Raw genomic sequence first — 25,839 nt, 5'->3', positions numbered from 1 at the left:
ACAAGCCTCTGCTGCGTCGGGCCTGATCGCCCGCCACAACGCTACCCGCTGGCACCGACGTCCCGAAGGCTCCACCCACAGGGCAACCTCTCGGCGACGCCGATCCGCAGCCCACGACGCCTGCCGAGACGGTATCCACAGCCGTTGACGCAAAACCGGACGATCCCGCTATCTTGACGACCTGCGACATGACCGGATCACGAGGGGGCACCCGCATGCATCGCACCAACCACCGCTGGGCGGCAGCCGCGGCCGCCGCCGTCGCCACCCTGCTCCTCACAGCGGGGTGCACGCAGGATGCCCCCACCGCGGAGCCAAGCACCTCGCCAACCATCGCTGACTCAGCCAGTCCGAGCCCGGCCCCGAGCACGGTGATCGCGCCGCCGACCCGTCCCGCAGCGTTGGACGACGACGGGCCTGCTGGCGCCGAGGCGGCAGTCATCTACTTTCTCGCGCTGGACTCGTACATCCAGTCCACAGGTGACACCGCAGCCTTCGAGGCGATGTCCCACGCGACCTGTGACTACTGCGCTCAACGCCTTGCACAGGCCAAGGAGATCGCCGCTAGTCACTACATTTGGCGCGGGGGCGAGGCAACTGTCCAGATCAATCACACGTACACGCAAGATGCGGCCACCGGAATCTGGCCGATCGACATCACGGTAGATCAAGCCTCCAGCACGCTAAGCAACGGAGACGGAGTCGTCGTAACCGAGGTCCCGCGCGAGCGCATGGCGGTTCGAGCGGAAGTCGCACGAAGTGCCGGCAAGTGGGTCTTTGTCGAACTCGCTGACATCCCGGCCGGCTGACGTGAACATGCTCGTTGCCCTCTCTGCGGTAGCGCTCCTTGGGGTAGGTGGTGGCGCACCGTCTGGAGAAGGAGCGGCGCCACCGCCAGAAGTGTCGGGACTTCTCAACTCCCGTGCGTCAACCGTCGAGGTGGATGCGAACGGCGGCGCGTGGGAGTCCACGCCCGACGACCCGAAGGCGAAGACGTCCATCTTGCCGCCTACCAAGTACCTGCGGGCCGACGCCGCAACGTGCTCGTTGTACGACCTTGACGCCTACGTCGACACCATCATCCAGATGGGCGGCTGCACCGATGGCCGGGTCCAGGCCGTCGCCGACGCACCTTGCCCTTCCGGGACCTACGAGCTCGCACCGCTGTGGGTCCAGCGTCTCCAGCCGGACAGCACCTACGGCCCGGCCGAGCAGGTCACCGCAGCCCAGTGCATCACGCCGGCGGACGTCGCGACCCAGGCGCAGCAGGCCTTCGCCACGATGCACGTACCCGCGCCGACCGCGACCCTCCAGACGGGCAACCCGAACGTGCTGCTGGTCAACGCCTGGTACCCCGTCTACACGTCCGACGAGCCCGTCACCCAGCAGGCCACGCTCCTCGACGTGCCGGTCGAGATCCGGGCCGTTCCGGAACGGTTCACCTGGGACTTCGACGACCCGTTCTCCGGGACAGGTCCAACCCTGACCACCACCGACCCGGGCCGTGCCTGGCACGACGGCGAGGACGTCCCCGACGAGCGTTGGGTCGCGCACGCCTGGACGCGTCTCGGCAACCCGGACAGCGCCGCCGACCGTGCCCAGGGCACCGGCTGGGACGCCGACGCAGGCGCGAAGTACCGCACCGACGTCACCATCACCCTGGCCACCACGTGGCACGGGCAGTTCCGTATCGCCGGCACCCTGGCCTGGGCCGACATCCCCGGCCAGCTCACCACCACCAGCGCCGCCGGGACGTACACGGTCGCCGAGTCTCCCGCGCGCCTCTACTGCGACGACCTGGTCGGAGGCTCCACCTGCTGAGGGCACGCAGCACGAAGGCCGGCCTGAGCATGGGAGGCCGGCCTTCGTGCACCGCGGTCAGACGGTCAGCTCCGGAACGCTGTCGGCCTCGACCGGCGACCCGCCTGACTTCGGTCAGGTTCTCCACAGCCCGCGATCCGCAGTTCTCTGACCTGCGGTGATGGTCGTGGCTCTGTGGGTTAGTGTCCTCCTGGAGGCACTAAGTACGCTGCCGGGGTGGTGTGGGTTCGGCGGGTGAGGACGGCGTCGGGTGCGACGGCGGTCCAGATCGTCGAGTCCGTGAACGGGCGGCGGCGGATCGTGCGGCATGTCGGGTCGGCGCATGACGAGGTCGCGCTCGGCCTGTTGATGGATGAGGCGGCCGATCTGATCAAGGGTGACCAGCAGTTGGAGCTCGACCTTGGCCTGCAGGCCGTGTCGAGGTACGCCCCGTTGATTCCCGTCCCGCAGCCGCCGGCCCTGTTCGGGCAGACGCCCTCCCGTGCGCGTGGGTGGATGCCCGCGCCCCTGCTGCGGCGCTCGTTCTCCCGGATCCTGTACGACGCGATCGGGGGCGTGTTCGACGAGCTCGGTTTCGACATCGTCGGCGACGACACCTTCCGCGACCTGGTGATCGCGCGGATCGTGGAGCCGACCTCGCTGCTCGACGTCGACCGGGTCCTGTCCGACCTGGGCCGGGTCGCCGCGTCGCTGTCCACGCGGAAGCGGACGTTGAAGCGGGCGCAGGACGGCCGGTACCGGGACCTGATCGCGAAGGCGTGCTTCACGTTCGCGCAGGCCAGCGATGATGTGTCCCTCGTGCTGTATGACGTGACCACGCTCTACTTCGAAGCGGAGAAGGAAGACGACCTGCGCAAGGTCGGCTACTCCAAAGAACGTCGCGTCGACCCGCAGATCGTCGTCGGCCTCCTCGTAGACAGGACCGGGTTCCCCCTCGAGATCGGCTGCTTCGAGGGGAACAAGGCCGAAACGCTCACGATCCTGCCCGTCATCAAGTCCTTCCAAGCCAGGCACGGCATCGAGGGCATGGTCATCGTCGCGGACGCCGGCATGCTCTCCGGTGCGAACCTGCGCGAGCTCGACGACGCCGGGTTCTCCTTCATCGTCGGCTCCCGCCAGACCACCGCGCCCTCGACCTGGCCTCGCACTACCGGTGGCACGGCACCGTGTTCACCGACGGGCAGATGATCGACACGATCACCCCCAAGCACCGCGGCGCGACGCCCGTCAATGACGTCAACGTCAAGGCCGAGCCCGTGTGGACGAAGACCGGGACCCCGGCGTCATGGCGGGCCGTGTGGGCCTACTCCGCGAAGAGGTTCGCGAGAGACAACCGGACCCTGACCGCGCAGGAGGACCGCGCCCGATCAGTCATCGACGGTGACAAGCCCGCCCGCGCCACCCGGTTCGTCAAGACCACCGGAACCGCCCGCACCCTCGACGAGACCGCCCTGGCCAGGGCGCGGAAGGTCGCCGGCCTCAAGGGCTACGTCACGAACATCCCCGCCACGGTCATGGCCCCAGGCGAGGTCATCTCCAGCTACCACGATCTGTGGCACGTCGAGCAGTCCTTCCGGATGTCGAAGACAGACCTGCAGGCCAGACCCTTCTTCGCGAGGACACGCGACGCGATCGAAGCCCACCTCACCATCGTCTTCACCGCGCTGGCCGTCTCCCGCACGATCCAGGACCGCACCGGACTGTCCATCCGGAAAGTCCTGCGCGAGCTACGACCACTGCGCTCCGCGACCATCGAGATCAACGGCGTCATCCGCGACGCCGAACCCGCCATCCCCGCCGACAAGCAGGCCATCCTCGACGCGATCAGGAAGCCCGCAAGGCACTAAGGCTCTTGACCCAAGTCAGGTCCCCGGCCAGCTCACCACCACCAGCGCCGCCGGGACGTACACGGTCGCCGAGTCTCCCGCGCGCCTCTACTGCGACGACCTGGTCGGAGGCTCCACCTGCTGAGGGCACGCAGCACGAAGGCCGGCCTGAGCATGGGAGGCCGGCCTTCGTGCACCGCGGTCAGACGGTCAGCTCCGGAACGCTGTCGGCCTCGACCGGCGACCCGGCGTCAGCGGCGTCCCACGCAGCCGCGCAGGCTGCACGGATGACGTCGATCCCGACCGGACCCTGGCGGTCGAGCTCGAGCCGCCCGTCCACGACGCGCGCGGCGCGTCCGGAGCACTGCCACCACGAGTCCGCGCCTCGCACGGGCTCCGGGTGCGCCTCGAGCACGGACCGGAGGTCGGCGCCGATGAAGTGCGGTCGCAGGACCGGCTCAGCGAGGACGTCGTCACGCGCGGACGAGACGCCCGTCAGCACGTGCAGGCCGGGGAAGCCACCCGCGCGCGCCCCTTGGAGGTCGGTGTCGAGCCGGTCGCCGATGACGAGCGGCCGTTGCGCACCGACCCGCTCGACAGCGAGGTGGTACATGGTCGGCTCAGGCTTCCCCGCGCTGGCGGGCTCGATCCCCGTCGCCGCCACGACCGCTCCCACGAGTGCACCGTTCCCGGGCGCGTACCCGCGCGCGGTTGGCAACGACAGGTCCCGGTTGCTCGCCACGTGCCACGCCCCCGCCGTCACGGCGTAGGCCGCCTCGGCGAGATCCGCCCACGCCAGGTCGGGCGCAAACCCCTGCGCGACGGCGACCGGGTGGTCGTCCGCCGACGACACGACGTGGAACCCCGCGGCCTTGACCGCCGTCACCAGGCCCTTCCCACCGACGACGAGCACGCGCGCGCCCGGCTCCAGCCGGGTGCGCAACAGCGCGGCGCACGCCTGGGCTGCCGTCATGACCTCGTCCGCCGACGTCGGGATGTCCAGCTCCGTGAGCTGGCCGGCGACGTCCTCGGGCTCACGGGAGGCGTTGTTCGTCACGAACAGGAGCCGGAGCCCTTGCTCACGCGCCGCGACCAGGCTGTCCGAGGCGTGCTCGATCGGTAGGTGCCCGCGGTAGGCCACCCCGTCGAGGTCGACGAGCGCGAGGTCGTACGCCTCGGCGAGCGGAACGTCGCTCCCGAGCAGACCCGCAGCGCTCACGACGGCGACTCCTCGTCGCCGTCACCCGGGACGGCCGGACCGTCGGCGTCCTCGTCGTCGGACTCCTCGTCGAAGTCGTCTTCGTCGTCGTCGAAGTCGTCTTCGTCGTCCGGCGCATCGTCGGACTCATCGAGGTCCTCGTCCTCGTCCTCGTCCTCGTCCTCGAGGTCACCCTCGGCGGCGGAGTCGGAGTCGTCCTCGTCGGAGTCGTCAGCGAGGTCGCCTGCCTCGTCCTCGACGTCGGCCTCCTCGTCGTAGACGTCGTAGACGACGACCTCCTCCTCGGGTTCGGCGTTGCCGGCGGCACGCTCGAGGTCCTCGGGGTCGACGTCCGCGAGCAGCGCCGCTGCCTCGTCGGTCCGGCCGGCGGCCTCGAGGGCGGCGGCACGCGCCTGCAGGACGCGCAGCCCAAGGTCCCCCTTGAGCGTCGGCAGCTTGTCCAGCGCGACGAGCGCGGCGTCGTGCTCGCCCAGGTCAGAGCGGGCACCGCTGACGACGATCGCGAGCTCGACCTTGCTGTACGGGTCGAGCGTGTCCGCCTCCGGCGTCGCGGCGAGCGCGATCGCCCGCTCGGGCCGGCCGAGCCCGCGCTCGGCATCAGCCATGATCGCGAGGTGCTCGGACGAGCCGTTCAGGCGGCGCACGGTCCGCAGCTCGCTCAGGGCCTCCGCGAAGCGACCCGTCCGGTAGGCGGCGATGCCGGCAGCCTCACGGACCACGTCGATGCGCCCGCCGCGGCGCACCGCGGCCTGGGTGTGCTGGTACGCGAGCTCCGGGTCGATGTCGAGCAGGCGCCCAGCCATGACCAGGTGCTCACCGACACGCTCCGCGTTCTCCCGCGACAGGCCGCGCAGACGCTCGCGTGCGTCCTTCGCGAGCTGACGGAACGAGACGTCCTCGGCGATCTCCGGCTCCTCGATGCGCGGCTGGAAGGGCCGCTCGTCCCGTCCCGGCCGCGAGTCGCGACCCGGACGGTCTCCATCTCGACCGAACGAGGGACGCCCGCCTCGGTCGCCACCGCGCCGGTCACCGTCGCGGAAGCCACGCTCGCCGCGTTCGTCCCGAAGGAAGCCGCCATCGCCACGGTCGTCCCGACGGAAGTCTCCCTCGCGACGGTCATTGCCCCGGAACCCACCAGCAGGCCGCTCGTCACGGCGGAACCCGCCCTCACGGCGGTCACCGCCCCGGAAGCCACCGTCACCGCGGTCGTCACGGCGGAAGCCACCGGCAGGCCGATCGCCTCGGACACCACCACCCTGGCGGTCGTCCCGACGGAAGCCCTCGCGACGGTCGTCGCCACGGGGACCACCGGCACGGTCGTCCCGACGGAAGCCACCCGCGGGTCGGTCCCCGCCGCGGAAGCCACCAGCCTGGCGGTCGTCCCGACGGAAGCCACCCTCGCGGTTCGCGCCGCGCTCGTCGCGACGGAACCCGCCTTCGCGACGGTCACCGCCGCGGAAGCCACCGTCAGCACGGTCGTCCCGACGGAAGCCGCCCGCGGGTCGGTCCCCACCGCGGAAGCCGCCGCCCTGGCGGTCATCCCGACGGAACCCGCCTTCGCGGCGGTCACCCCCGCGGAAGCCGCCCTCACCACGGTCATCCGGGCGGAACCCGCCTTCGCGGCGGTCACCCCCGCGGAAGCCACCTTCACCACGGTCATCCCGACGGAAGCCGCCACCAGCGGGCCGGTCCCCACCGCGGAAGCCACCAGCCTGGCGGTCGTCCCGACGGAAGCCACCCTCGCGGTTCGCGCCGCGCTCGTCGCGACGGAACCCGCCTTCGCGACGGTCACCACCGCGGAAGCCACCCTCACCACGGTCATCCCGACGGAAGCCGCCCGCGGGTCGGTCCCCACCGCGGAAGCCGCCGCCCTGGCGGTCATCCCGACGGAACCCGCCTTCGCGGCGGTCACCACCGCGGAAGCCACCCTCACCACGGTCATCCCGACGGAACGCGCCTTCGCGGCGGTCGCCACCGGATCCGCTGCGCTCGCCGCGCTCGTCACCCCGGGACCATGAGCTCCCGCCCGAGCGGGGACCTTCGCCCGAGCGGGGGCGGTCACCGCCCGGCCGACCTCCGGCTCGGGGACCTCGACGGTCGTCGTCGAATCGGCGTGCCCGGCGCTCGCCGCCGCGCTCGTCACCCTGATCGCGGGTGGAATCGTTCACGGTAGTCCTCTCGGGGTTCGTGGGTCAGTCGATTCTCCCACGTCGGTGGGAGCAGGCACTCTCGGAGACTCGCGCCGAGCCTGTGACCTCGGGCATCACCGCCGGCGGTCGCCAACCGGAAACATCTGGAGATGCGAAAGACCCCGCACGTGGGGTGCGGGGTCTTTCGTGAAGGGTGTCCGGCGGCGTCCTACTCTCCCACCCCGTCTCCAGGGCAGTACCATCGGCGCTGTAGGGCTGAGCTTCCGGGTTCGGAATGGGACCGGGCGTTTCCCCTACGCTATGACCGCCGTAACAGTATCGAGTTGTCGGGTGCCCCCGTGTTCCCGCCCTGGTCGGGGGCGGGGGTGGGGGTGGTTGCCCGTTTCTCGGGAACCGCACAGTGGACGCGTAGCAAGTGTAAGTGTGTGTGTTGAAGTTGTTGGCTGATTAGTACCGGTCAGCTGCGGCAGTCGTTGGTCCTGCCTTCCACATCCGGCCTATCTACCCAGTGGTCTCGCTGGGTGCCTTCAGAACTTGCGTTCATGGAAACCTCATCTTGAAGCAGGCTTCCCGCTTAGATGCTTTCAGCGGTTATCCTTCCCGAACGTAGCTAACCAGCGGTGCACTTGGCAGTACAACTGGCACACCAGAGGTTCGTCCGTCCCGGTCCTCTCGTACTAGGGACAGCCCTTCTCAAGTTTCCTGCGCGCGCAGCGGATAGGGACCGAACTGTCTCACGACGTTCTAAACCCAGCTCGCGTACCGCTTTAATGGGCGAACAGCCCAACCCTTGGGACCTACTCCAGCCCCAGGATGCGACGAGCCGACATCGAGGTGCCAAACCATGCCGTCGATATGGACTCTTGGGCAAGATCAGCCTGTTATCCCCGGGGTACCTTTTATCCGTTGAGCGACGGCGCTTCCACAAGCCACCGCCGGATCACTAGTCCCGACTTTCGTCCCTGCTCGACCTGTCGGTCTCACAGTCAAGCTCCCTTGTGCACTTGCACTCGACACCTGATTGCCAACCAGGCTGAGGGAACCTTTGGGCGCCTCCGTTACATTTTGGGAGGCAACCGCCCCAGTTAAACTACCCACCAGGCACTGTCCCTGATCCGGATGACGGACCGAGGTTAGATATCCGTTGCAGTCAGAGTGGTATTTCAACGTTGACTCCCCCCGAGCTGGCGCCCGGGGTTCATAGTCTCCCACCTATCCTACACAAACTGCACCGAACACCAATACCAAGCTATAGTAAAGGTCCCGGGGTCTTTCCGTCCTGCTGCGCGTAACGAGCATCTTTACTCGTAGTGCAATTTCGCCGAGCTCGCGGTTGAGACAGCGGAGAAGTCGTTACGCCATTCGTGCAGGTCGGAACTTACCCGACAAGGAATTTCGCTACCTTAGGATGGTTATAGTTACCACCGCCGTTTACTGGGGCTTAAATTCTGGGCTTCACCAAAGGTTGACCCGTCCTCTTAACCTTCCAGCACCGGGCAGGCGTCAGTCCGTATACATCGTCTTGCGACTTCGCACGGACCTGTGTTTTTAGTAAACAGTCGCTTCTCCCTGGTCTCTGCGGCCCTCCCCGCGTCCCCACGCTAGGTGGTTGACGGTTCAGGCCCCCCTTCTCCCGAAGTTACGGGGGCATTTTGCCGAGTTCCTTAACCACGATTCGCTCGATCGCCTTGGTATTCTCTACCTGACCACCTGAGTCGGTTTGGGGTACGGGCGGCTAGAACCTCGCGTCGAGGCTTTTCTTGGCAGCAGAGGATCACCCGTTTCCCGCATACGCGGTCACTATCAGCTCTCACCCTGTGTGACACCCGGATTTGCCTAGGTGTCGGGCTACGGCCTTGGACGTGGACTACCATCGCCACGCCGGGCTACCTTCCTGCGTCACCCCTGTTAATACGCTTACCTACTGCCAGGTCGGGTCACGCGCCGCCGGCGCCGGTGTGGTCCGAAGACCACGATGGCGCCCTTGGGGCGTTTAGCATTCCTGGGTTCGGTATGGGCGGTTCTTCGCCGGTAGGAGAATATCAACTCCTTGTCCATCGACTACGCCTGTCGGCCTCGCCTTAGGTCCCGACTTACCCAGGGCGGATTAACCTGGCCCTGGAACCCTTGGTCATTCGGCGGACGGGTTTCTCACCCGTCATTCGCTACTCATGCCTGCATTCTCACTCGTGTAGTCTCCACCACTGGGTCACCCCGCGGCTTCACTGTCCACACGACGCTCCCCTACCCAGCACAGCCCCTGAACCAACGAATCAAGTTCGCGGCTTGGGTGTCGCTGCGCTGCCACGGCTTCGGCGGTGTGCTTGAGCCCCGCTACATTGTCGGCGCGGAATCACTTGACCAGTGAGCTATTACGCACTCTTTCAAGGGTGGCTGCTTCTAAGCCAACCTCCTGGTTGTCTGTGCAACTCCACATCCTTTCCCACTGAGCACACGCTTAGGGGCCTTAGCCGGTGATCTGGGCTGTTTCCCTCTCGACTACGGAGCTTATCCCCCGCAGTCTCACTGCCTCGCTTAAACTTACCGGCATTCGGAGTTTGGCTGACGTCAGTAACCTGGTAGGGCCCATCGGCCATCCAGTAGCTCTACCTCCGGCAAGAAACACGAGACGCTGCACCTAAATGCATTTCGGGGAGAACCAGCTATCACGAAGTTTGATTGGCCTTTCACCCCTAACCACAGGTCATCCCCCAGGTTTTCAACCCTGGTGGGTTCGGCCCTCCACACTGTCTTACCAGTGCTTCAGCCTGCCCATGGCTAGATCACTTCGCTTCGGGTCTAGACCCGGCGACTATCACGCCCTGTTCGGACTCGCTTTCGCTACGGCTACCCCGCACGGGTTAACCTCGCCACCGAGCACTAACTCGCAGGCTCATTCTTCAAAAGGCACGCCGTCACCCCAGCTAGGGAGGCTCCGACGGATTGTAGGCACACGGTTTCAGGTACTATTTCACTCCCCTCCCGGGGTACTTTTCACCTTTCCCTCACGGTACTAGTCCGCTATCGGTCACTAGGTAGTATTTAGGCTTAGCAAGTGGTCTTGCCAGATTCACACGAGATTTCTCGGGCCCCGTGCTACTTGGGATCCCCTCCACCAGGCCGCATCATTTCGTCTACGGGACTAGCACCCTCTACGGTCCGCCTCTCAATGCGGTTCGACTATGACGCGGCTTTCTCACTGGTTGGGAGACTGTCAGATCTCCCCAGAAGGTCCCACAACCCCGCACACGCAACGCCTGACAGCTTTAACACGTGTACGGTTTGGCCTCATCCGCTTTCGCTCGCCACTACTCACGGAATATCTCTTCCTGCCGGTACTGAGATGTTTCACTTCCCGGCGTTCCCTCCACACACCCTATATATTCAGGTGCGGGTACCTGCACATGACTGCAGGTGGGTTCCCCCATTCGGACATCCTCGGATCACAGCTCGTTTGCCAACTCCCCGAGGCTTATCGCAGGCTACGACGTCCTTCTTCGGCTCCTAGTGCCAAGGCATCCACCCTGTGCCCTTAAAAACTTCAACAAAAGCGTTGAGTCGTTAAGTACTCTTTGCGTTTCACACTACAGAGACATTCAGGAACACCCTCCCACAAGGAGAAGGTGCTTGAACATCTTGGATGCTCGCGTCCACTGTGCAGTTCTCAAGCAACGGACAGACCCACCGACCAGACCCGCCAACCCCAACCCCCACCCCGAGAAGAACTCTCGAGACGTGGTGGAGCGGTCCGGGCCATCTGGTGACCTGTACCAAGACTCCCGACCAGACCCACCCCTGACAGGGGCACGTCCCGCGGCCGGTTGCCTCAGGACCCAACAGTGCGTCCACGACCACCACCCGAACCCGTCACCCCGCGTTCCCACCCCCCAAGAGAGGCGTACTAGCAAGCTCACGACCGAGCAGCAGTCTTCTAGTCAATGTTCCACCCAGAGCACCACCACCAGCACGTTCGGCCGGCGCGTGGTCCACCATGAACACCCACCCCAGGCAAGCCTGCACGGCGGATGTTGGTGAGCTCCTTAGAAAGGAGGTGATCCAGCCGCACCTTCCGGTACGGCTACCTTGTTACGACTTAGTCCCAATCGCCAGTCCCACCTTCGACCACTCCCCCTCTTACGAGTTGGGCCATGGGCTTCGGGTGTTACCAACTTTCGTGACTTGACGGGCGGTGTGTACAAGGCCCGGGAACGTATTCACCGCAGCGTTGCTGATCTGCGATTACTAGCGACTCCGACTTCATGGGGTCGAGTTGCAGACCCCAATCCGAACTGAGACCGGCTTTTTGGGATTCGCTCCACCTTACGGTATCGCAGCCCTCTGTACCGGCCATTGTAGCATGCGTGAAGCCCAAGACATAAGGGGCATGATGATTTGACGTCATCCCCACCTTCCTCCGAGTTGACCCCGGCAGTCTCCCATGAGTCCCCGGCATAACCCGCTGGCAACATGGGACGAGGGTTGCGCTCGTTGCGGGACTTAACCCAACATCTCACGACACGAGCTGACGACAACCATGCACCACCTGTGAACCGACCTTACGGGGAGCACATCTCTGCACTTTTCCGGTTCATGTCAAGCCTTGGTAAGGTTCTTCGCGTTGCATCGAATTAATCCGCATGCTCCGCCGCTTGTGCGGGCCCCCGTCAATTCCTTTGAGTTTTAGCCTTGCGGCCGTACTCCCCAGGCGGGGCACTTAATGCGTTAGCTGCGGCACGGAACCCGTGGAATGGGTCCCACACCTAGTGCCCAACGTTTACGGCATGGACTACCAGGGTATCTAATCCTGTTCGCTCCCCATGCTTTCGCTCCTCAGCGTCAGTAGCTGCCCAGAGACCTGCCTTCGCCATCGGTGTTCCTCCTGATATCTGCGCATTCCACCGCTACACCAGGAATTCCAGTCTCCCCTACAGCACTCTAGCCTGCCCGTACCCGATGCAAGCCCGAGGTTGAGCCTCGGGATTTCACACCAGACGCGACAGACCGCCTACGAGCTCTTTACGCCCAATAATTCCGGACAACGCTTGCGCCCTACGTATTACCGCGGCTGCTGGCACGTAGTTAGCCGGCGCTTCTTCTGCAGGTACCGTCACTTACGCTTCTTCCCTGCTGAAAGAGGTTTACAACCCGAAGGCCGTCATCCCTCACGCGGCGTCGCTGCATCAGGCTTTCGCCCATTGTGCAATATTCCCCACTGCTGCCTCCCGTAGGAGTCTGGGCCGTGTCTCAGTCCCAGTGTGGCCGGTCGCCCTCTCAGGCCGGCTACCCGTCGACGCCTTGGTAGGCCATTACCCCACCAACAAGCTGATAGGCCGCGAGCCCATCCCCCACCGAAAAACTTTCCAACCCCACCCATGCAGGCAGAGCTCATATCCGGTATTAGACCCCGTTTCCAAGGCTTATCCCGAAGTGGAGGGCAGGTTGCTCACGTGTTACTCACCCGTTCGCCACTGATCCACCCCGAAGGGCTTCACCGTTCGACTTGCATGTGTTAAGCACGCCGCCAGCGTTCGTCCTGAGCCAGGATCAAACTCTCCGTAAAAGAATATCGCCACCCCGGACAAAACCCAGGATAACAACCATACGGTGCTTGAAAACTGGCCAGACGAGCTGAACTGCTCATCTGTCCAAAGGAATCCTCCCGAACCACCACAACGGTGACCCGACGAGGGTTATATTTGGCATTGACTATCAAACGCACTGTTGAGTTCTCAAACAACCGACGCACACCATCCGAAACCGAACCACTCTTCGCAGCCGGCCCCGTCCGGGGCAACCCTTCAACCTTACCCGATCCGCTTCTCCCTGTCCAATCGGCCCTTCCGGGGCTGATCGAGCGGGGCTTGCGGGCCCAGGCCCACTCCAGGGCGCAGAACGCCCCTTGAAGGAGGAGTGGTGTGTTGTCCTGCCCTTCCGGCCGACCACCTCGCGGTGTCCGTTTCCCGTTTGGGCGACGTCCGAGAACATTACACGGGGTTCCGGGGAGTGCCAAATCCGCAGGTCAGGGCACTCCCCGGAACCCTCGCACCGTCAGGAGACGGCAGCGACGGCGAGCGTCTTCTTGCCACGGCGCAGCACGGCGTACCGCCCGTGCAGCAGGTCGTCGGACGTGAAGGCCTGCTCCTCCGACGTCACCTTGACGTTGTTGACGTACGCGCCCCCCTCGGCGATCGCACGGCGGGCCGCGCCCCGCGAGGCCACGAGCCTCGACCCGACGAACGCGTCGACCACGAGGTCGCCCACGGCGACCGGCGTCGAGTCGAGCTCGGAGACGGCGCCGCGCAGCGTCGCCTCGTCGAGGTCGCGCAGCTCCCCACGGCCGAACAGCGCCTGGCTCGCGGAGATGACGCCGTCCGTGGCCTTCTGGCCGTGGATCAGCGTCGTCAGGTCGCCGGCCAGCGCGCGCTGCGCCGCGCGGGCGAACGGCCGCTCGGCCACCTCGACCGCGAGCGCCTCGATCTCCTCGCGGGTGCGGAACGTGAACACCTTGAGGTAGTGCACGACGTCGTCGTCGGCCGTGTTGAGCCAGTACTGGTAGAAGGCGTACGGGCTCGTGAGCTCCGGGTCGAGCCACACCGCGCCGCCCTCGGACTTGCCCATCTTGGAGCCGTCGGACTTGGTGATGAGCGTCGTCGCGAGCGCGTGCACCGACGCCTGCTCCGTCTTGCGGATCAGCTCGACGCCGGACAACAGGTTGCCCCACTGGTCGTTGCCGCCCATCTGGAGCGTGCAGCCGTGACGCTGGAACAGCTCGCGGTAGTCCATGCCCTGGAGGATCTGGTAGCTGAACTCGGTGAAGCTCAGGCCCTCGTCCGAGGCGAGGCGGCGCGCCACGATGTCCTTGCTGAGCATCGTGCCCATGCGGAAGTGCTTGCCGACGTCGCGCAGGAAGTCGATCGCGCTCATGGGCGCGGTCCAGTCCAGGTTGTTGACCATGACGGCGGCGTTGTCGCCCTCGAAGGAGAGGAACGGCTCGATCTGGGCGCGGATCCGCTCGACCCAGCCGGCCACGACCTCGCGCGAGTTCATGGAGCGTTCCGTCGTCGGGCGCGGGTCGCCGATCAGGCCCGTCGCGCCGCCGACGAGCGCCAGCGGGCGGTGGCCCGCCTGCTGCAGGCGGCGCATGTTGAGCAGCTGGACCATGTGGCCGACGTGGAGGCTCTGCGCCGTCGGGTCGAAGCCCACGTAGTACGTGATCGGTCCCTCGGCCAGCGCGGAACGCAGCGCGGCCTCGTCGGTGGTCTGCGCCACCAGGCCCCGCCACTGCAGCTCGTCGAGAATGTCGGTCACCGTGATGCTCCTCGTCGTGGTTCGTCCGGCGCCCGTCGCGGGCGCCGGTCCAAGTCTGCCCGACGACGACGCCGGGGCCGTGCCGGGTCCGCGCCCGGGACTCAGCGGCGGCGCGCCGAGACGGGACGGTAGGCCGACACCGTCGGCTCGTCCACGAGCCACGACCGCCACGGGTACAGGTCGCCGCGGCCGCCGTCGCCGCTCACGCCGACCCGCGGACCCGTCGCCACGGCGCCGCGCGTCCTGTCGAGCGGGAGCGTCAGCGCCAGGGCGCCGTCGGGGTCCGTGAGGTCCGCGCCGTCGTCGGCGAGGGACATGGCCATCGCGACGGTGAGGCGGGCCGGTCCGCGCGCGAGCTGGCGGTCGGAGTCGCAGACGCCGACCGCCGTGCGGCGCGACCGCGCGAGCTCGGCGCCCTCGACCACCTCGCCGGCGCGCAGCAGCACGGCCGCGGCGCGGCCGACGGGGCCGCAGACGACGTTGACGCAGTGGTGCAGCCCCAGGTGCCGGTAGACGTAGACGCGGCCGGGCTCGCCGAACATCGTGGCGTTGCGGACCGTGCGGCCGCGGAACGCGTGCGAGCCGGGGTCGTTCTCGCCGTCGTACGCCTCGACCTCGGTGACCCGCAGCGCGACCGTGCCCTCCGGGGTGCGGCGCACGAGGACGGCGCCGAGCAGGTCGCGCGCCACCGCATGGACGTCGCGCGCGTACCAGGCGTGCCCGGGGACCTCCCACGGGCTCACCGCGACGGGAGCCTGGGCCGGCGCGCTCGGGGTGCTCACGTTCCCGAGGTTACGCGACGGGCGACGCGTGCCAGGTCACGACCTCGCCGAAGCCGTCGAGCCGGACGTCGGCGCGGTCGCGCGTGCCCTCGCGCTCGTAGTGCGCGGCCTCGTCGGCCATCCACGTGGTCCAGTGGTCGCGCTCGCGCTCGCCGTCGCGCGCCAGGCCGCGGCGCAGGCGCTCGTCGTCGTCGGCCTCGACCCACAGCAGCAGGTGCGGGTGCGGGTCGAGCGCGCGGGCGCCCGAGCCACAGCCCTCGATCACGAGGAAGGCCGCCGGGGCGACCGTGTGCCACTCGGCGTACTCGTCCTTGGCCCAGTCGAAGCGGCGGTAGCGGCCCGGGCGGTGCTCCGCCAGCGGCGTCAGGACCCACGCGGCCAGGCGGGCCGCGCCGCCGTCGGGGCCGGCGGCCCAGCCCTCGTAGAGGTCGTCCATGTGGACGACCTGGGCGTGGCCGCCGTTGCCGTCGCCGAGGCGCGGCGCGAGCTGGGCGGCCAGCGTCGTCTTGCCCGAGCCGGCGGGACCGTCGACGACGACGAGGAACGGCCCGGCGCCCGGCTCGTTGGAGCGCCGGGCGCGCGCCAGCGCGGTCAGGGCTGCGAGGACGTCGGCGGAGACCGTCATGCGTGGCTCACCCGCGCGGGGCCGGGCGTCACGACTCGGCCCAGAACCGGTACTCCGTCGCACGCTCCTTCGCCGCGTCCAGCTGCTCGGCGACGCGTGCCGGGGCCGTGCCGCCGACGGCGTCGCGCGACGCGACGGAGCCCTCGACGGACAGCACCGTGCGGACCTCGGGGGTCAGGTGCTCGCTGATCGCGGCCAGGTCCGCGTCGGACAGGTCCCACAGCTCGATGCCACGCTCCTCGCACACCTTGACGCACGTGCCGGCGACCTCGTGCGCGACGCGGAACGGCACGCCCTCGCGGACGAGCCACTCGGCGATGTCGGTCGCGAGCGAGAAGCCCTGCGGGGCGAGCGCGGCCATGCGCTCGGTGTCGAAAGCCAGTGTCCGGACCATACCGGCGAACGCTGGGAGGAGGACGGTGAGCGTCGCCACCTGGTCGAAGACCGGCTCCTTGTCCTCCTGGAGGTCGCGGTTGTACGCGAGCGGGAGGCCCTTGAGGGTGGCCAGCAGCCCGGTCAGGTCGCCGATGACGCGGCCGGCCTTGCCGCGGGCCAGCTCGGCGATGTCCGGGTTCTTCTTCTGCGGCATGATGCTGGACCCCGTGGACCAGGAGTCGTCCAGGCGGACGAAGCCGAACTCCTTGGTGTTCCAGATGATGATCTCCTCGGCCAGGCGGGAGACGTCGACGCCGATCATCGCGGCGACGAACGCGAACTCCGCGACGACGTCGCGCGCCGCGGTGCCGTCGATCGAGTTCTCGACGGGGCCGTCGAAGCCGAGGTCGGCCGCCACCGCGGCCGGGTCGAGGCCCAGCGAGGAGCCCGCGAGCGCCCCGAGCCGTACGGGCTGCGGGCGGCGCGCACGTCCCAGTCGATGAAGCGGTCGACGTCGCGCAGCAGCGGCCAGGCGTGCGCGAGCAGGTGGTGGGCCAGCAGCACGGGCTGCGCGTGCTGCAGGTGCGTGCGGCCTGGCATGACGGCGGTGCCCGCGGCCTTGGCCTGGGCGATGAGCTCGTCGACGACGGTGAGCACCTGCGTGGCGATCGTGCGGGCCTGCTCGCGCAGGTAGAGGCGCACGAGCGTGGCGATCTGGTCGTTGCGCGAGCGGCCGGCGCGCAGCTTGCCGCCGAGATCGGCGCCCGCGCGGTCCATGAGGCCGCGCTCGAGAGCGGTGTGGACGTCCTCGTCCTCGAGGCGCGGGAGGAACGTGCCGTCCTCGACGTCGGCGGCCAGCCGGTCGAGGGCCGCCGCCATGCCGTCGAGCTCCTCGTCAGTCAGCAGGCCCGCGCGGTGCAGCACCTTGGCGTGCGCCTGGGAGCCGCGGATGTCGTACGGGGCGAGCTTCCAGTCGAAGTGCGTCGACTGGGACAGCGCCTGCAGCTCGGGCGACGGGCCGCCCGCGAACCGGCCGCCCCACAGCGCCACGGCGGGCTGGGCGGAGGCGGTGACGGCGGCACCGTCGTCGGGCGTGACGATCTCGGACATGGGGGCCCTTCCGGGTCGTGCGGGGCGGAGGTCAGGACGTGGTGGCGAGCGCGAGGAAGCGCTGGGCGAGCTCGTCGCCGCCGGCGGGGTCGCGGGAGATGACCAGGATGGTGTCGTCGCCGGCGATGCAGCCGAGCACCCCGGGGAACAGCGAGTGGTCGATGGCCGAGCCGAGGAAGTTGGCCGCACCCGGGGGCGTGCGCAGCACGACCAGGTTGGCGGACGCCTCCGCGGAGACGAGCAGGTCGGCGAGCAGGCGGCCGAGGCGGGCGGCCAGGTACTCCTGGTCCTGGTCGGCGCGCACGCTGCGGTCGCCGCCCTCCCCCGGCACGGCGTAGACGAGCGCGCCCGACGACGTGCGTACCTTCTCGGCGCGCAGCTCGATGAGGTCGCGCGAGAGGGTCGCCTGGGTGACGGAGAGACCCTCGTCGGCCAGGAGGCGGGCGAGCTCCGACTGGGAGTGCACGGCACCGCGCGTGACGAGCTCGACGATGCGCGCCTGGCGCGCGGCCTTGGTCAGCGGGGCGACGGACGCGCTCTCGGAGCTCATCGTCGCTCCAGCAGCCAGGTCAGCAGGGCCTTCTGGGCGTGGAGCCGGTTCTCGGCCTCGTCGAAGACGACGGACTGCGGGCCGTCGATGACGTCGGCGGTGATCTCCTTGCCGCGGTAGGCGGGCAGGCAGTGCAGCACGATCGCGTCGGGCTTCGCGTGCGCGAGGAGCTCGGCGTCGAGCTGGAACGGGACGAACGGGGTGGCCCGCTCGGCGGCTTGCGCCTCGGCGCCCATGGAGACCCAGGTGTCGGTGGCGACCGCGTCGGCGTCGCGCACCGCCTCGACGGGGTCGGTCGTGACGGTGACCGAGCCGCCGGTCTGCGCGGCGATCTCCTGCGCGCGGGCGACGATCTCCGCGTCGGGCAGGTAGGCCGCCGGGCCGCCGATGCGCACGTGCAGGCCCGCGGTCACGCCGCCGAGCACGTACGAGCTGCCCATGTTGTTGGCGGCGTCGCCGACGTAGGCGAAGACCTGGCCGGGGAGCGCCGAGACACCTCCGCGATGCTGGGCGACCGTCAGCAGGTCCGCGAGGATCTGGCACGGGTGGAAGCCGTCGGTCAGGGCGTTGACCACGGGGACGCGCGAGACCGCCGCCATCTCCTGGATGCGCTCGTCGCCGAAGGTGCGCCACACGATCGCGGAGACCATGCGGTCGAGCACGCGCGTGGTGTCGGCAACCGACTCCCGCGTGCCGATCTGGGCGAGGTTGCCGTCCACGACCATCGGGAAGCCGCCGAGCTCGGCGATGCCCGTGGCGAAGGAGACCTGGGTGCGCAGCGTCGGCTTGTCGGTGATGAACGCGACCGCGCGCGGGCCGTTGAGCGGCTGGCGGAAGTGGCGGTCCTCGCGGAACGCCATGCCCAGCTCGAGCACCTGCTTCTGCTCGGCGGGCGTGAGGTCGTCGTCGCGCAGGAAGTGGCGGGTCATCAGGCCTCCTGGCCGGTCGGCGTGTCGGTGGGGGCGTCGGTGGGCAGGCTCAGGGCGGCGAAGAAGGCTGCCGCGTCGCGCGCCTGGTCCGCGGTGAGGATCAGCGGCGGCGCGAGCCGGATCGCGTCGGGCGCGACGGGGTTGACGATGAGCCCCGCCTCGAGCGCCTGGGCGGCGACCTCGGACGCGACCGGGGCGTTGAGCACGACGGCGAGCAGCAGGCCGCGGCCGCGCACCTCGCGCACCAGCGACGAGCCGCACAGCTCGATCTGCTCGCGGAGCTGGGCGCCGACGTCGTGGACCTGCTGGAGCAGGCCGTCGCGCTCGATGACGCCGAGCGTCGCGAGCGCCGCGGCCGCGGCGACCGGGTTGCCGCCGAACGTCGTGCCGTGCTGTCCGCGGCCGAGCAGCGTCGCGGCGCGCTCGCCGTACGCGATCACCGCGCCGATCGGGAACCCGCCGCCGAGGCCCTTGGCGAGCGTGACGACGTCGGGCACGACGCCGCCGCCGATCTCCGGCTGCTGGTACGCGAACCACGACCCGGTGCGGCCGACGCCGGTCTGCACCTCGTCGAGGACGAGCAGCGCGCCGGCGTCGGCGGTGAGCGTGCGGGCGTGCGCGAGGTAGCCGGGCGGCAGCGGCCGGACGCCGGCCTCGCCCTGCAGCGGCTCGACGACGAGGGCCGTGACGGGGCCGCGCTCGGCGACGGCCTGCGCCGAGAACGCCGCCTCGAGGGCGGCGGTGTCGCCGAACGGGACGTGCTCGACGCCGCCGGGCAGCGGCTCGAACGGCTCGCGGTACGCCTGCTTGGAGGTGAGCGCGAGGGCGCCCATCGAACGGCCGTGGAAGGCGCCCTCGAGCGCGAGGACGCGGCCGGGGCCCATGCGGCGCGTCATCTTGAACGCGGCCTCGACGGCCTCGGTGCCGGAGTTGGTGAAGAAGACACGCGAGCCCTCGGGCGCCTGCGCCTTGCTCAGGAGCGTCTCGGCGAGCGCGATCTGCGTGGGCGTGCCGAAGAAGTTCGAGACGTGGCCGAGCGTGCCGAGCTGCGCGCTGATCGCGGCGGTCAGCGTGGGGTGGGCGTGGCCGAGGGCGTTGACGGCGATGCCGGCGAGCAGGTCGAGGTAGCGCCTCCCGTCGGCGTCCCAGACGTAGCAGCCCTCGCCGCGGACGAGGACGCGCTGCGGCGGGCCGAAGGTGTCCATGACCGCGTGGGTGTACCGGTCGGTCCAGGCGGCGACCGAGGCGACGTCGGCGCCGGTCTGCAGGTCGAGGAGCTCGCTACTCACTTGCATGACTATACACGGTGATGCATAGGCACACTAGACGGCGTCGTCGCTGCGCCGCGCCTTGCGCTGGGCGTTCACCAGGTGGACCGCCGTCGGCACGACGGCGAGGACGACCGCCGCGACGAGGACCAGGTCGAAGTAGCGCTCGACGAACCCCTGGACCGGCGGGATGAAGTGCAGGGCGTAGCCGAGGTACACGGTGCCGCCCGCCCACAGCAGCGCACCGACCGCGTTGTAGAGCGAGTAGCGGCGGTACGGCATGTGGCCCACGCCCGCCGCGACCGGGGCGAACGTGCGGATCACCGGGACGAAGCGCGCGACGACCACGGCGGCCGGGCCGAACCGGCCGAAGAACGCCGTCGTGCGCTCGACGTTCTCGCGGGAGAACAGGCCGGACTCCCTGCGCTCGAAGATCGGCCGGCCGGCCTTGTGGCCGATGGCGTAGCCGAGCTCGCCGCCGAGGAACGCGGCGAGGGCGATGCCGAGCGCCACCCAGGCCACGTGAGAGTGGAACGCCTGGACGCCCGGGGCCGACAGGACGCCGCTGATGAGCAGCAGCGTGTCGCCCGGGAGCACGAAGCCGACGAGCAGGCCCGTCTCGGCGAACACGATCGCGCAGACCGCGAGCAGAGCCCAGGGGCCGGCGCCGTGGATGATCGACTGCGGATCCAGCCACGGGACCAGAGATGTACCGAGCACGACGCTCCTGCTGCGCTGTGGAGATGATGAACACCCGCCCAACGTCGGAGCGCGACACCCTGTTCCGCCGTGGAGATGACGATCACGTCACATCGTGCGCGGACGCCTCAGTGCACGTCAGGGACCACCATCGTGCCGTTGCCGCGCGCCGTGAAGACCTCGAGCAGCACGGAGTGCGGCTGACGGCCGTCGATGACCGTGGCCGCGGGCACGCCGCCCTCGACCGCACGCAGGCACGCCTCCATCTTGGGCACCATGCCGGACTCGAGGGACGGGAGCAGGGCGGCCAGCTCGGTCGCGGCGATCTCCTCGACGAGCGACGTCTTGTCGGGCCAGCTCGTGTAGAGGCCCTCGACGTCGGTCAGGACGATGAGCTTCTTCGCGCCGAGCGCGACCGCGAGCGCCGAGGCGGCCGTGTCCGCGTTGACGTTGAGCACCTGGGTCGGGTCCTCGACGTCGGGCGCGACCGTGGAGACCACGGGGATGCGGCCCGCGGCGAGGATGTCCTCGACCGCCGAGGGGTCGACGGCCGTGACGTCGCCGACAAGCCCGACGTCGACCTGCTCGCCGTCGACGAGCGCGGTGCGACGCGTGGCGCGGAACAGGCCGCCGTCCTCGCCCGACAGGCCCACGGCGAGAGGGCCGTGGGCGTTGACGAGGCCCACGAGCTCGCGCCCGACCTGGCCCGTGAGGACCATGCGGACGACCTCCATGGCCTCCGGCGTCGTGACGCGCAGGCCGCCGCGGAACTCGGAGCGGATGTCGAGGCGGCTCAGCATCGCGTTGATCTGCGGCCCGCCGCCGTGCACGACGACGGGGCGCAGGCCGACCTGCCGCAGGAACACCATGTCCTGCGCGAAGGCGGCCTTCAGGGTGTCGTCGACCATGGCGTTGCCGCCGTACTTGACGACGACGAGGGCGCCCGAGAACTCCTGGAGCCACGGGAGGGCCTCGAGGAGCACCTCGGCCTTCTGGTCGGGAGAGAGTGCGGCGACCGCCGCGGAGCTCACCGAGGGGGTCATGAGGTGTAGGCGCTGTTCTCTTCGACGTACGCGTGCGTGAGGTCGTTGGTCATGAGCGTGACCTCGGCGTCGCCGGCGTGCAGGTCGATCAGGATGGTCACGAGCCGGCTCGCGGCCATGTCGACGCCGGCGGGGTCCTCGTGCGCCCCGCCCGCCTTGCAGACCATGACGCCGTTGACGGACACGTCGAGCTGGTCCGGGTCGAAGGGGGCGACCGACTCGGGGACGGTGCCGACCTGGGCGAGGATGCGGCCCCAGTTGGGGTCGTTGCCATAGATCGCCGTCTTGACCAGGTTGGAGCGGCTCACCGCGCGGGCGCACGCGAGGGCGGCGTCCTCGCTGGTCGCGCCGGTCACCGTGATCGCGATGTCGTGCGATGCGCCCTCGGCGTCCGCGAGCAGCTGGGCGGCGAGGTCGGCGGCGACGGCGCGCACGGCCTCGGCCAGCTCCGCCTGCGCCGGCTGGACGCCCGAGGCGCCCGACGCCATGAGCACGACCGTGTCCGACGTCGACATGCAGCCGTCGGAGTCGATGCGGTCGAACGTCGCGGCGGTCGCGCAGCGCAGGGCCGTGTCGAGGAGGGCCGCGCCCTCGTCGCCGTCGGGGACGACGGCGTCGGTGGTGATGACGCACAGCATCGTGGCGAGGGCCGGGGCGAGCATGCCCGCACCCTTGGCCATGCCGCCGATCGTGAACTCCCCCGCGGGGGTCGACACCGTGCGGGTGGAGACCTTGGGCACCGTGTCCGTGGTCATGATCGCCTGCGCGGCGGCGGCTCCCGCGGCGGCGTCGCCGGCCAGGGCGGCCGCGGCGACGGGGATGCCGGCCAGCAGCCTCTCGCGCTTGAGGCGGACGCCGATGACGCCGGTCGAGGCGACGAGGACGTCGATGGCGCCGATGCCGAGGGAGTCGGCCACGGCCTCGGCCGTGGCGTGCGAGTCCTGGAACCCGCCCGGGCCGGTGCACACGTTGGCCGACCCCGAGTTGAGCACGACCGCCCGGGCGACGCCGTCCTTGATGCACTGGCGCGACCACTGGACCGGGGCGCCGACCACGCGGTTGGACGTGAAGACGGCCGCGGCGGTGTGCTGCGGGCCGTCGTTGACGACGAGGGCGAGGTCGGGCTTGCCCGAGTGCTTGAGGCCGGCGGTGACGCCGGCGGCCCGGAAGCCCTGGGCTGCGGTGACGCTCATTCCGGGGCTCCCGCGAGATCGCGGGCGCAGGTCGGGGTCCCCGCGAGTCCGCGCAGCGAAGCGAGCAGACTCGCGGGGTGGCCGCAGCGAGTGATGTCGTGGGGCGGGATCACGGAGCGACTCCTTCGGTGGTCAGGCCGGCCGTCTCGGGCAGGCCGAGGGCCAGGTTCATGGACTGGATGGCGCCGCCCGCGGTGCCCTTGACGAGGTTGTCGATGGCGGTGACGGTCACGACGCGGCCCGCGGCGGCGTCGACGGCCACCTGGACGAGGGCCGTGTTGGCGCCGAGCGTCATGGCGGTGGAGGGCCACTGGCCCTCGGGCAGCAGGTGGACGAACGGCTCGTCGGCGTACGCGTCGGCCCAGGCCGCGCGCACGGCCGCAGGGTCGGCCCCGGCCTGGAGGCGGGCGGTCGCGGTTGCGAGGATGCCGCGGGACATCGGCACGAGGGTGGGCGTGAAGCTGATCCGCACCGTCTCGGCGCCCGCGACACCCAGGTTCTGCTGGATCTCCGGGATGTGCCGGTGCGTGCCGCCGACGGCGTAGGGCGCGGCGGAGCCGAGCGCCTCCGAGGCCAGCAGGTGCGTCTTGAGCGACTTGCCCGCGCCCGAGTACCCGTTCGCGAGGACGGCGACGACGTCGTCGGCCTCGATCAGGCCGGCGGCGACGCCGGGCTGGAGGCCGAGCGTGACGGCCGTGACGTTGCAGCCGGGGACGGCGATGCGCCGCGCGCCGCGGAGCAGGTCGCGCTGACGGGTGCCGTCCGTGTGGAGGAGCTCGGGCAGGCCGTACGGCCAGGTACCCGCGTGCGGGCTGCCGTAGAACTGCTCCCAGGCGGCAGCGTCCGTGAGGCGGTGGTCCGCGCCGAGGTCGAGCACCACGACGTCGTCGGGGAGCTGGGCCGCGATCTCGCCGGACGCGCCGTGCGGCAGGGCGAGCACGACGACGTCGTGGCCCGCGAGCGCCTCGACGCCGGTGGGCTCGAGCACGCGGTCGGCGAGCGAGCGCAGGTGCGGCTGGAGGCTGCCGAGCGTGGCGCCGGCGTTGGAGTGCGCGGTGACCGCGCCGATCTCGAGGTGCGGGTGGTTCGCTGCGATCCGCAGGAACTCGCCCCCGCATAGCCCGAGGCGCCGGCGACGGCGACCCGGACGGGCTTCGTGCTGACCATGTGCATGACTATACATACCTCTGCATAGGTGCGACACCGGGGTTCGCGGTGCGGACAGTCCTACGCTGACCCGCATGGACCCGACGCAGGCGGTGCGGGAGCGGTTCGACGGCCGCGCTCCCGAGTACGACGACAGCACGATGCACCGGGCGCTCGCCAGCGCCGTGGCCGAGTTCGTCGACCTGGACGGCGTGCGCGACGTGCTCGACGCGGGCACCGGGACGGGGCTCGTCGAGGGCGACGCCACCGCGCCGCCCTTCCCGGACGGGTCGTTCGACCTCGTCACGTGCGTGACCGCGCTGCACCTCATGCCCGACGGCGACGCGGCGCTCGCCGCCTGGGTGCGCGCGCTGCGCCCGGGCGGGCGGGTCGTCCTGGCGACGTTCGCGGGGTTCGACCCCGCGCACCACCACCGGCACGGCGCGACACCGCCCGCGTACCCGGTGCACCACGACCGGTACGACTCCGTCGAGAAGGTCCACGGCGTCGCGACGGCGGCCGGGCTGCGGGTGACGCGTCACGCGACGTGGACGCACGGGGACGAGGGCGTGCTGCTGACGGAGCTCGGCCTCTGAGCGGCACGTTTGAGCGGCACGATCACCGTGGACCGCCTCGAGCTCACCGACCGGCGACGCCGGGTCGCCGCGCCGTGCGCCGAGGCCGGGACGACCCCGCGTGGGCGTGCCCGCTCGCGCCGGCCGGGAACCGCGTCGACGCCGAGGTCCGGGCTGGTGAGGTGCTCCCGGCACAGCCGCCTGCGTGAGTAGGCTCCGCACCATGCGTGCAGTGCAGGCCCGCGAGGCGGGCGGTCCCGAGGTCCTGTCGGTCGTCGAGCTGCCGGACCCGGAGCCCGGTCCCGGCCAGCTCCTGGTGCGGGTGGCCGCCGCGGGGGTGAACTTCATCGACACCTACCGCCGCGCGGGCGTGTACCCGATGGCCTACCCGCACGTCGTCGGCGTCGAGGGTGCGGGCGTGGTCGAGCGGCTCGGCGAGGGCGTCGAGGGGTTCGCCGTCGGCGACCGCGTCGCGTGGGCGGAGGCTCCCGGGTCGTACGCGGAGCTCGCGCTCGTGCCGGCAGCCAACGCCGTCGCCGTGCCCGCAGGGCTCGACCTGACCGACGCCGCCGCGCTCATGCTCCAGGGCATGACGGCGCACTACCTCGTCGCGTCGACGTTCGAGGTCGGGCCGGGGCACGACGTGCTGCTCACCGCCGGGGCCGGCGGCGTCGGGCTCCTCGCGACACAGCTCGCCACCGCGCGCGGCGGGCGCGTCATCACCACGGTCTCGTCGGCGGAGAAGGCCGGGCTGTCGACCGCCGCCGGAGCCGCGCACACCATCGACTACGCCGCGATGACGGACCTGACCGCCGAGCTGCCCGCCGCGGTGCGCGCGCTCACGGGAGGGCAGGGCGTGCACGTCGTGTACGACGGCGTCGGGCGGTCCACGTTCGAGGCCTCGCTCGCGTCGCTGCGGCCGCGCGGGATGCTCGTGCTGTTCGGCGCGGCCTCCGGGCCCGTGCCGCCCGTCGACCCGCAGGCGCTCAACCGTGGCGGGTCGCTCTATCTGACCCGCCCGACGCTCGGCCACTACGTCGCCACGCGCGGCGAGCTCGAGTGGCGGGCCGGCGAGGTGCTGGCCTCCGCGGCGTCCGGGAACCTCGACGTGCGGGTCGGGAGGACCTTCGCGCTCGCCGACGCCGCGGAGGCGCACCGGGCGCTCGAAGGGCGCGCGACCACCGGCAAGGTGCTGCTCCTCCCCTGAACCGGCTGACGGG

16 protein-coding genes, 3 rRNA genes and 3 pseudogenes are annotated in these 25,839 nt (G+C 69.7%); 6 read left to right on the top strand and 16 right to left on the bottom strand.

The genetic code is table 11. The features are described from left to right. The first annotated feature begins 215 nt into the window (after positions 1–215). The 3 genes and pseudogenes from ET471_RS12205 (at position 216) to ET471_RS12195 (ending at position 3,668) form a co-directional block, all read left to right on the top strand. Positions 216–809: a DUF6318 family protein gene (locus ET471_RS12205; protein WP_129188683.1), complete on the top strand. Its 594-nt coding sequence runs from the start codon at positions 216–218 to the stop codon at positions 807–809. Between the two features lie 130 nt (positions 810–939). Continuing rightward, the gene (locus tag ET471_RS12200; protein WP_129188681.1) at positions 940–1,821 is read left to right on the top strand and encodes a hypothetical protein; all 882 of its coding nucleotides are present in this window, start codon (positions 940–942) and stop codon (positions 1,819–1,821) included. A gap of 216 nt (positions 1,822–2,037) precedes the next feature. Continuing rightward, positions 2,038–3,668 (top strand): annotated as a pseudogene (locus tag ET471_RS12195) (IS1634 family transposase). Between the two features lie 181 nt (positions 3,669–3,849). On the opposite strand, the gene ET471_RS12190 reads toward ET471_RS12195, so the two are convergent. Both ET471_RS12190 and ET471_RS18210 read right to left on the bottom strand, forming a co-directional pair. Further along, a complete protein-coding gene (locus ET471_RS12190; protein WP_129188679.1) occupies positions 3,850–4,866 on the bottom strand; it encodes an HAD-IIA family hydrolase in 1,017 nt (338 codons plus the stop codon). Beyond that, positions 4,863–5,669: a tetratricopeptide repeat protein gene (locus tag ET471_RS18210; protein WP_207207261.1), complete on the bottom strand. Its 807-nt coding sequence runs from the start codon at positions 5,667–5,669 to the stop codon at positions 4,863–4,865. The genes ET471_RS12190 and ET471_RS18210 overlap by 4 nt, the downstream gene beginning before the upstream one ends. A 6-nt stretch (positions 5,670–5,675) precedes the next feature. On the opposite strand from ET471_RS18210, the gene ET471_RS18205 reads away from it, so the two are divergent. Further along, complete coding sequence (locus ET471_RS18205; RefSeq protein WP_207207260.1) at positions 5,676–6,884, top strand: hypothetical protein; 1,209 nt, start codon at positions 5,676–5,678, stop codon at positions 6,882–6,884. A 327-nt stretch (positions 6,885–7,211) separates the two neighbouring features. Here ET471_RS18205 and rrf read toward each other — a convergent pair. The 14 genes and pseudogenes from rrf to argC all read right to left on the bottom strand — a co-directional run bounded on the left by rrf (position 7,212) and on the right by argC (position 24,071). After that, positions 7,212–7,328, bottom strand: a 5S ribosomal RNA gene (gene rrf / locus ET471_RS12180). A 115-nt stretch (positions 7,329–7,443) separates the two neighbouring features. Next, positions 7,444–10,562 (bottom strand): 23S ribosomal RNA (locus tag ET471_RS12175). A 498-nt stretch (positions 10,563–11,060) separates the two neighbouring features. Then, positions 11,061–12,576: ribosomal RNA gene (locus ET471_RS12170) — 16S ribosomal RNA — on the bottom strand. The 16S, 23S and 5S rRNA genes sit together here, the layout of an rRNA operon. Before the next feature lie 488 nt (positions 12,577–13,064). Continuing rightward, positions 13,065–14,324 (bottom strand): tyrosine--tRNA ligase, encoded by a 1,260-nt coding sequence (tyrS, locus tag ET471_RS12165; RefSeq protein WP_129188677.1) that lies wholly within the window; start codon positions 14,322–14,324, stop codon positions 13,065–13,067. Between the two features lie 101 nt (positions 14,325–14,425). Further along, complete coding sequence (locus ET471_RS12160; RefSeq protein WP_129188676.1) at positions 14,426–15,106, bottom strand: DNA-3-methyladenine glycosylase; 681 nt, start codon at positions 15,104–15,106, stop codon at positions 14,426–14,428. A 10-nt stretch (positions 15,107–15,116) separates the two neighbouring features. Next, the gene (locus tag ET471_RS12155) at positions 15,117–15,731 is read right to left on the bottom strand and encodes a uridine kinase family protein (protein WP_129188674.1); all 615 of its coding nucleotides are present in this window, start codon (positions 15,729–15,731) and stop codon (positions 15,117–15,119) included. A gap of 28 nt (positions 15,732–15,759) precedes the next feature. Continuing rightward, positions 15,760–17,216: pseudogene (gene argH, locus ET471_RS12150) on the bottom strand (argininosuccinate lyase). Positions 17,217–17,247: 31 nt separating this feature from the next. Then, a complete protein-coding gene (locus tag ET471_RS12145; protein WP_129188672.1) occupies positions 17,248–17,766 on the bottom strand; it encodes an arginine repressor in 519 nt (172 codons plus the stop codon). Next, complete coding sequence (argF, locus tag ET471_RS12140; RefSeq protein WP_129188670.1) at positions 17,763–18,695, bottom strand: ornithine carbamoyltransferase; 933 nt, start codon at positions 18,693–18,695, stop codon at positions 17,763–17,765. The genes ET471_RS12145 and argF overlap by 4 nt, the downstream gene beginning before the upstream one ends. Next, entirely contained in the window at positions 18,695–19,984 is a 1,290-nt protein-coding gene (locus ET471_RS12135; protein WP_242496277.1) for an acetylornithine transaminase, read from the bottom strand. The genes argF and ET471_RS12135 overlap by 1 nt, the downstream gene beginning before the upstream one ends. 33 nt (positions 19,985–20,017) lie before the next feature. Then, positions 20,018–20,683: a DedA family protein gene (locus ET471_RS12130; protein WP_129188665.1), complete on the bottom strand. Its 666-nt coding sequence runs from the start codon at positions 20,681–20,683 to the stop codon at positions 20,018–20,020. 107 nt (positions 20,684–20,790) lie between these two features. Then, the gene (argB, locus tag ET471_RS12125) at positions 20,791–21,705 is read right to left on the bottom strand and encodes an acetylglutamate kinase (protein WP_129188663.1); all 915 of its coding nucleotides are present in this window, start codon (positions 21,703–21,705) and stop codon (positions 20,791–20,793) included. Beyond that, positions 21,702–22,898, bottom strand: a complete 1,197-nt coding sequence (gene argJ, locus ET471_RS12120) for a bifunctional glutamate N-acetyltransferase/amino-acid acetyltransferase ArgJ (RefSeq protein ID WP_129188661.1) — start codon at positions 22,896–22,898, stop codon at positions 21,702–21,704. The genes argB and argJ overlap by 4 nt, the downstream gene beginning before the upstream one ends. A 109-nt stretch (positions 22,899–23,007) precedes the next feature. Then, positions 23,008–24,071, bottom strand: a pseudogene (argC, locus tag ET471_RS12115) (N-acetyl-gamma-glutamyl-phosphate reductase). A 68-nt stretch (positions 24,072–24,139) separates the two neighbouring features. On the opposite strand from argC, the gene ET471_RS12110 reads away from it, so the two are divergent. Both ET471_RS12110 and ET471_RS12105 read left to right on the top strand, forming a co-directional pair. Further along, positions 24,140–24,640: a class I SAM-dependent methyltransferase gene (locus ET471_RS12110; RefSeq protein ID WP_129188657.1), complete on the top strand. Its 501-nt coding sequence runs from the start codon at positions 24,140–24,142 to the stop codon at positions 24,638–24,640. 202 nt (positions 24,641–24,842) lie between these two features. Next, positions 24,843–25,826, top strand: a complete 984-nt coding sequence (locus ET471_RS12105) for a quinone oxidoreductase family protein (RefSeq protein WP_129188655.1) — start codon at positions 24,843–24,845, stop codon at positions 25,824–25,826. The last annotated feature ends 13 nt before the right edge of the window (positions 25,827–25,839 follow it).

The sequence above is a fragment of the Xylanimonas protaetiae genome, assembly GCF_004135385.1.
GTDB classification, from domain to species: domain Bacteria; phylum Actinomycetota; class Actinomycetes; order Actinomycetales; family Cellulomonadaceae; genus Xylanimonas; species Xylanimonas protaetiae.
The sequence above is the reverse complement of the archived record's forward strand: the minus strand, read 5'-3'. Positions and strand labels throughout refer to the sequence as shown.

Bases quoted from the DNA above. Each gene is read 5' to 3' on its own strand.
- ET471_RS12155 (WP_129188674.1), bottom strand. From the start codon at position 15,731: ATGACGGTCTCCGCCGACGTCCTCGCAGCCCTGACCGCGCTGGCGCGC.
- ET471_RS12105 (WP_129188655.1), top strand. From the start codon at position 24,843: ATGCGTGCAGTGCAGGCCCGCGAGGCGGGCGGTCCCGAGGTCCTGTCG.
- ET471_RS18210 (WP_207207261.1), bottom strand. From the start codon at position 5,669: ATGGCTGGGCGCCTGCTCGACATCGACCCGGAGCTCGCGTACCAGCAC.
- argF (WP_129188670.1), bottom strand. From the start codon at position 18,695: ATGACCCGCCACTTCCTGCGCGACGACGACCTCACGCCCGCCGAGCAG.
- argB (WP_129188663.1), bottom strand. From the start codon at position 21,705: ATGACCCCCTCGGTGAGCTCCGCGGCGGTCGCCGCACTCTCTCCCGAC.
- ET471_RS12205 (WP_129188683.1), top strand. From the start codon at position 216: ATGCATCGCACCAACCACCGCTGGGCGGCAGCCGCGGCCGCCGCCGTC.
- ET471_RS12110 (WP_129188657.1), top strand. From the start codon at position 24,140: ATGGACCCGACGCAGGCGGTGCGGGAGCGGTTCGACGGCCGCGCTCCC.
- argJ (WP_129188661.1), bottom strand. From the start codon at position 22,898: ATGAGCGTCACCGCAGCCCAGGGCTTCCGGGCCGCCGGCGTCACCGCC.
- ET471_RS12145 (WP_129188672.1), bottom strand. From the start codon at position 17,766: ATGAGCTCCGAGAGCGCGTCCGTCGCCCCGCTGACCAAGGCCGCGCGC.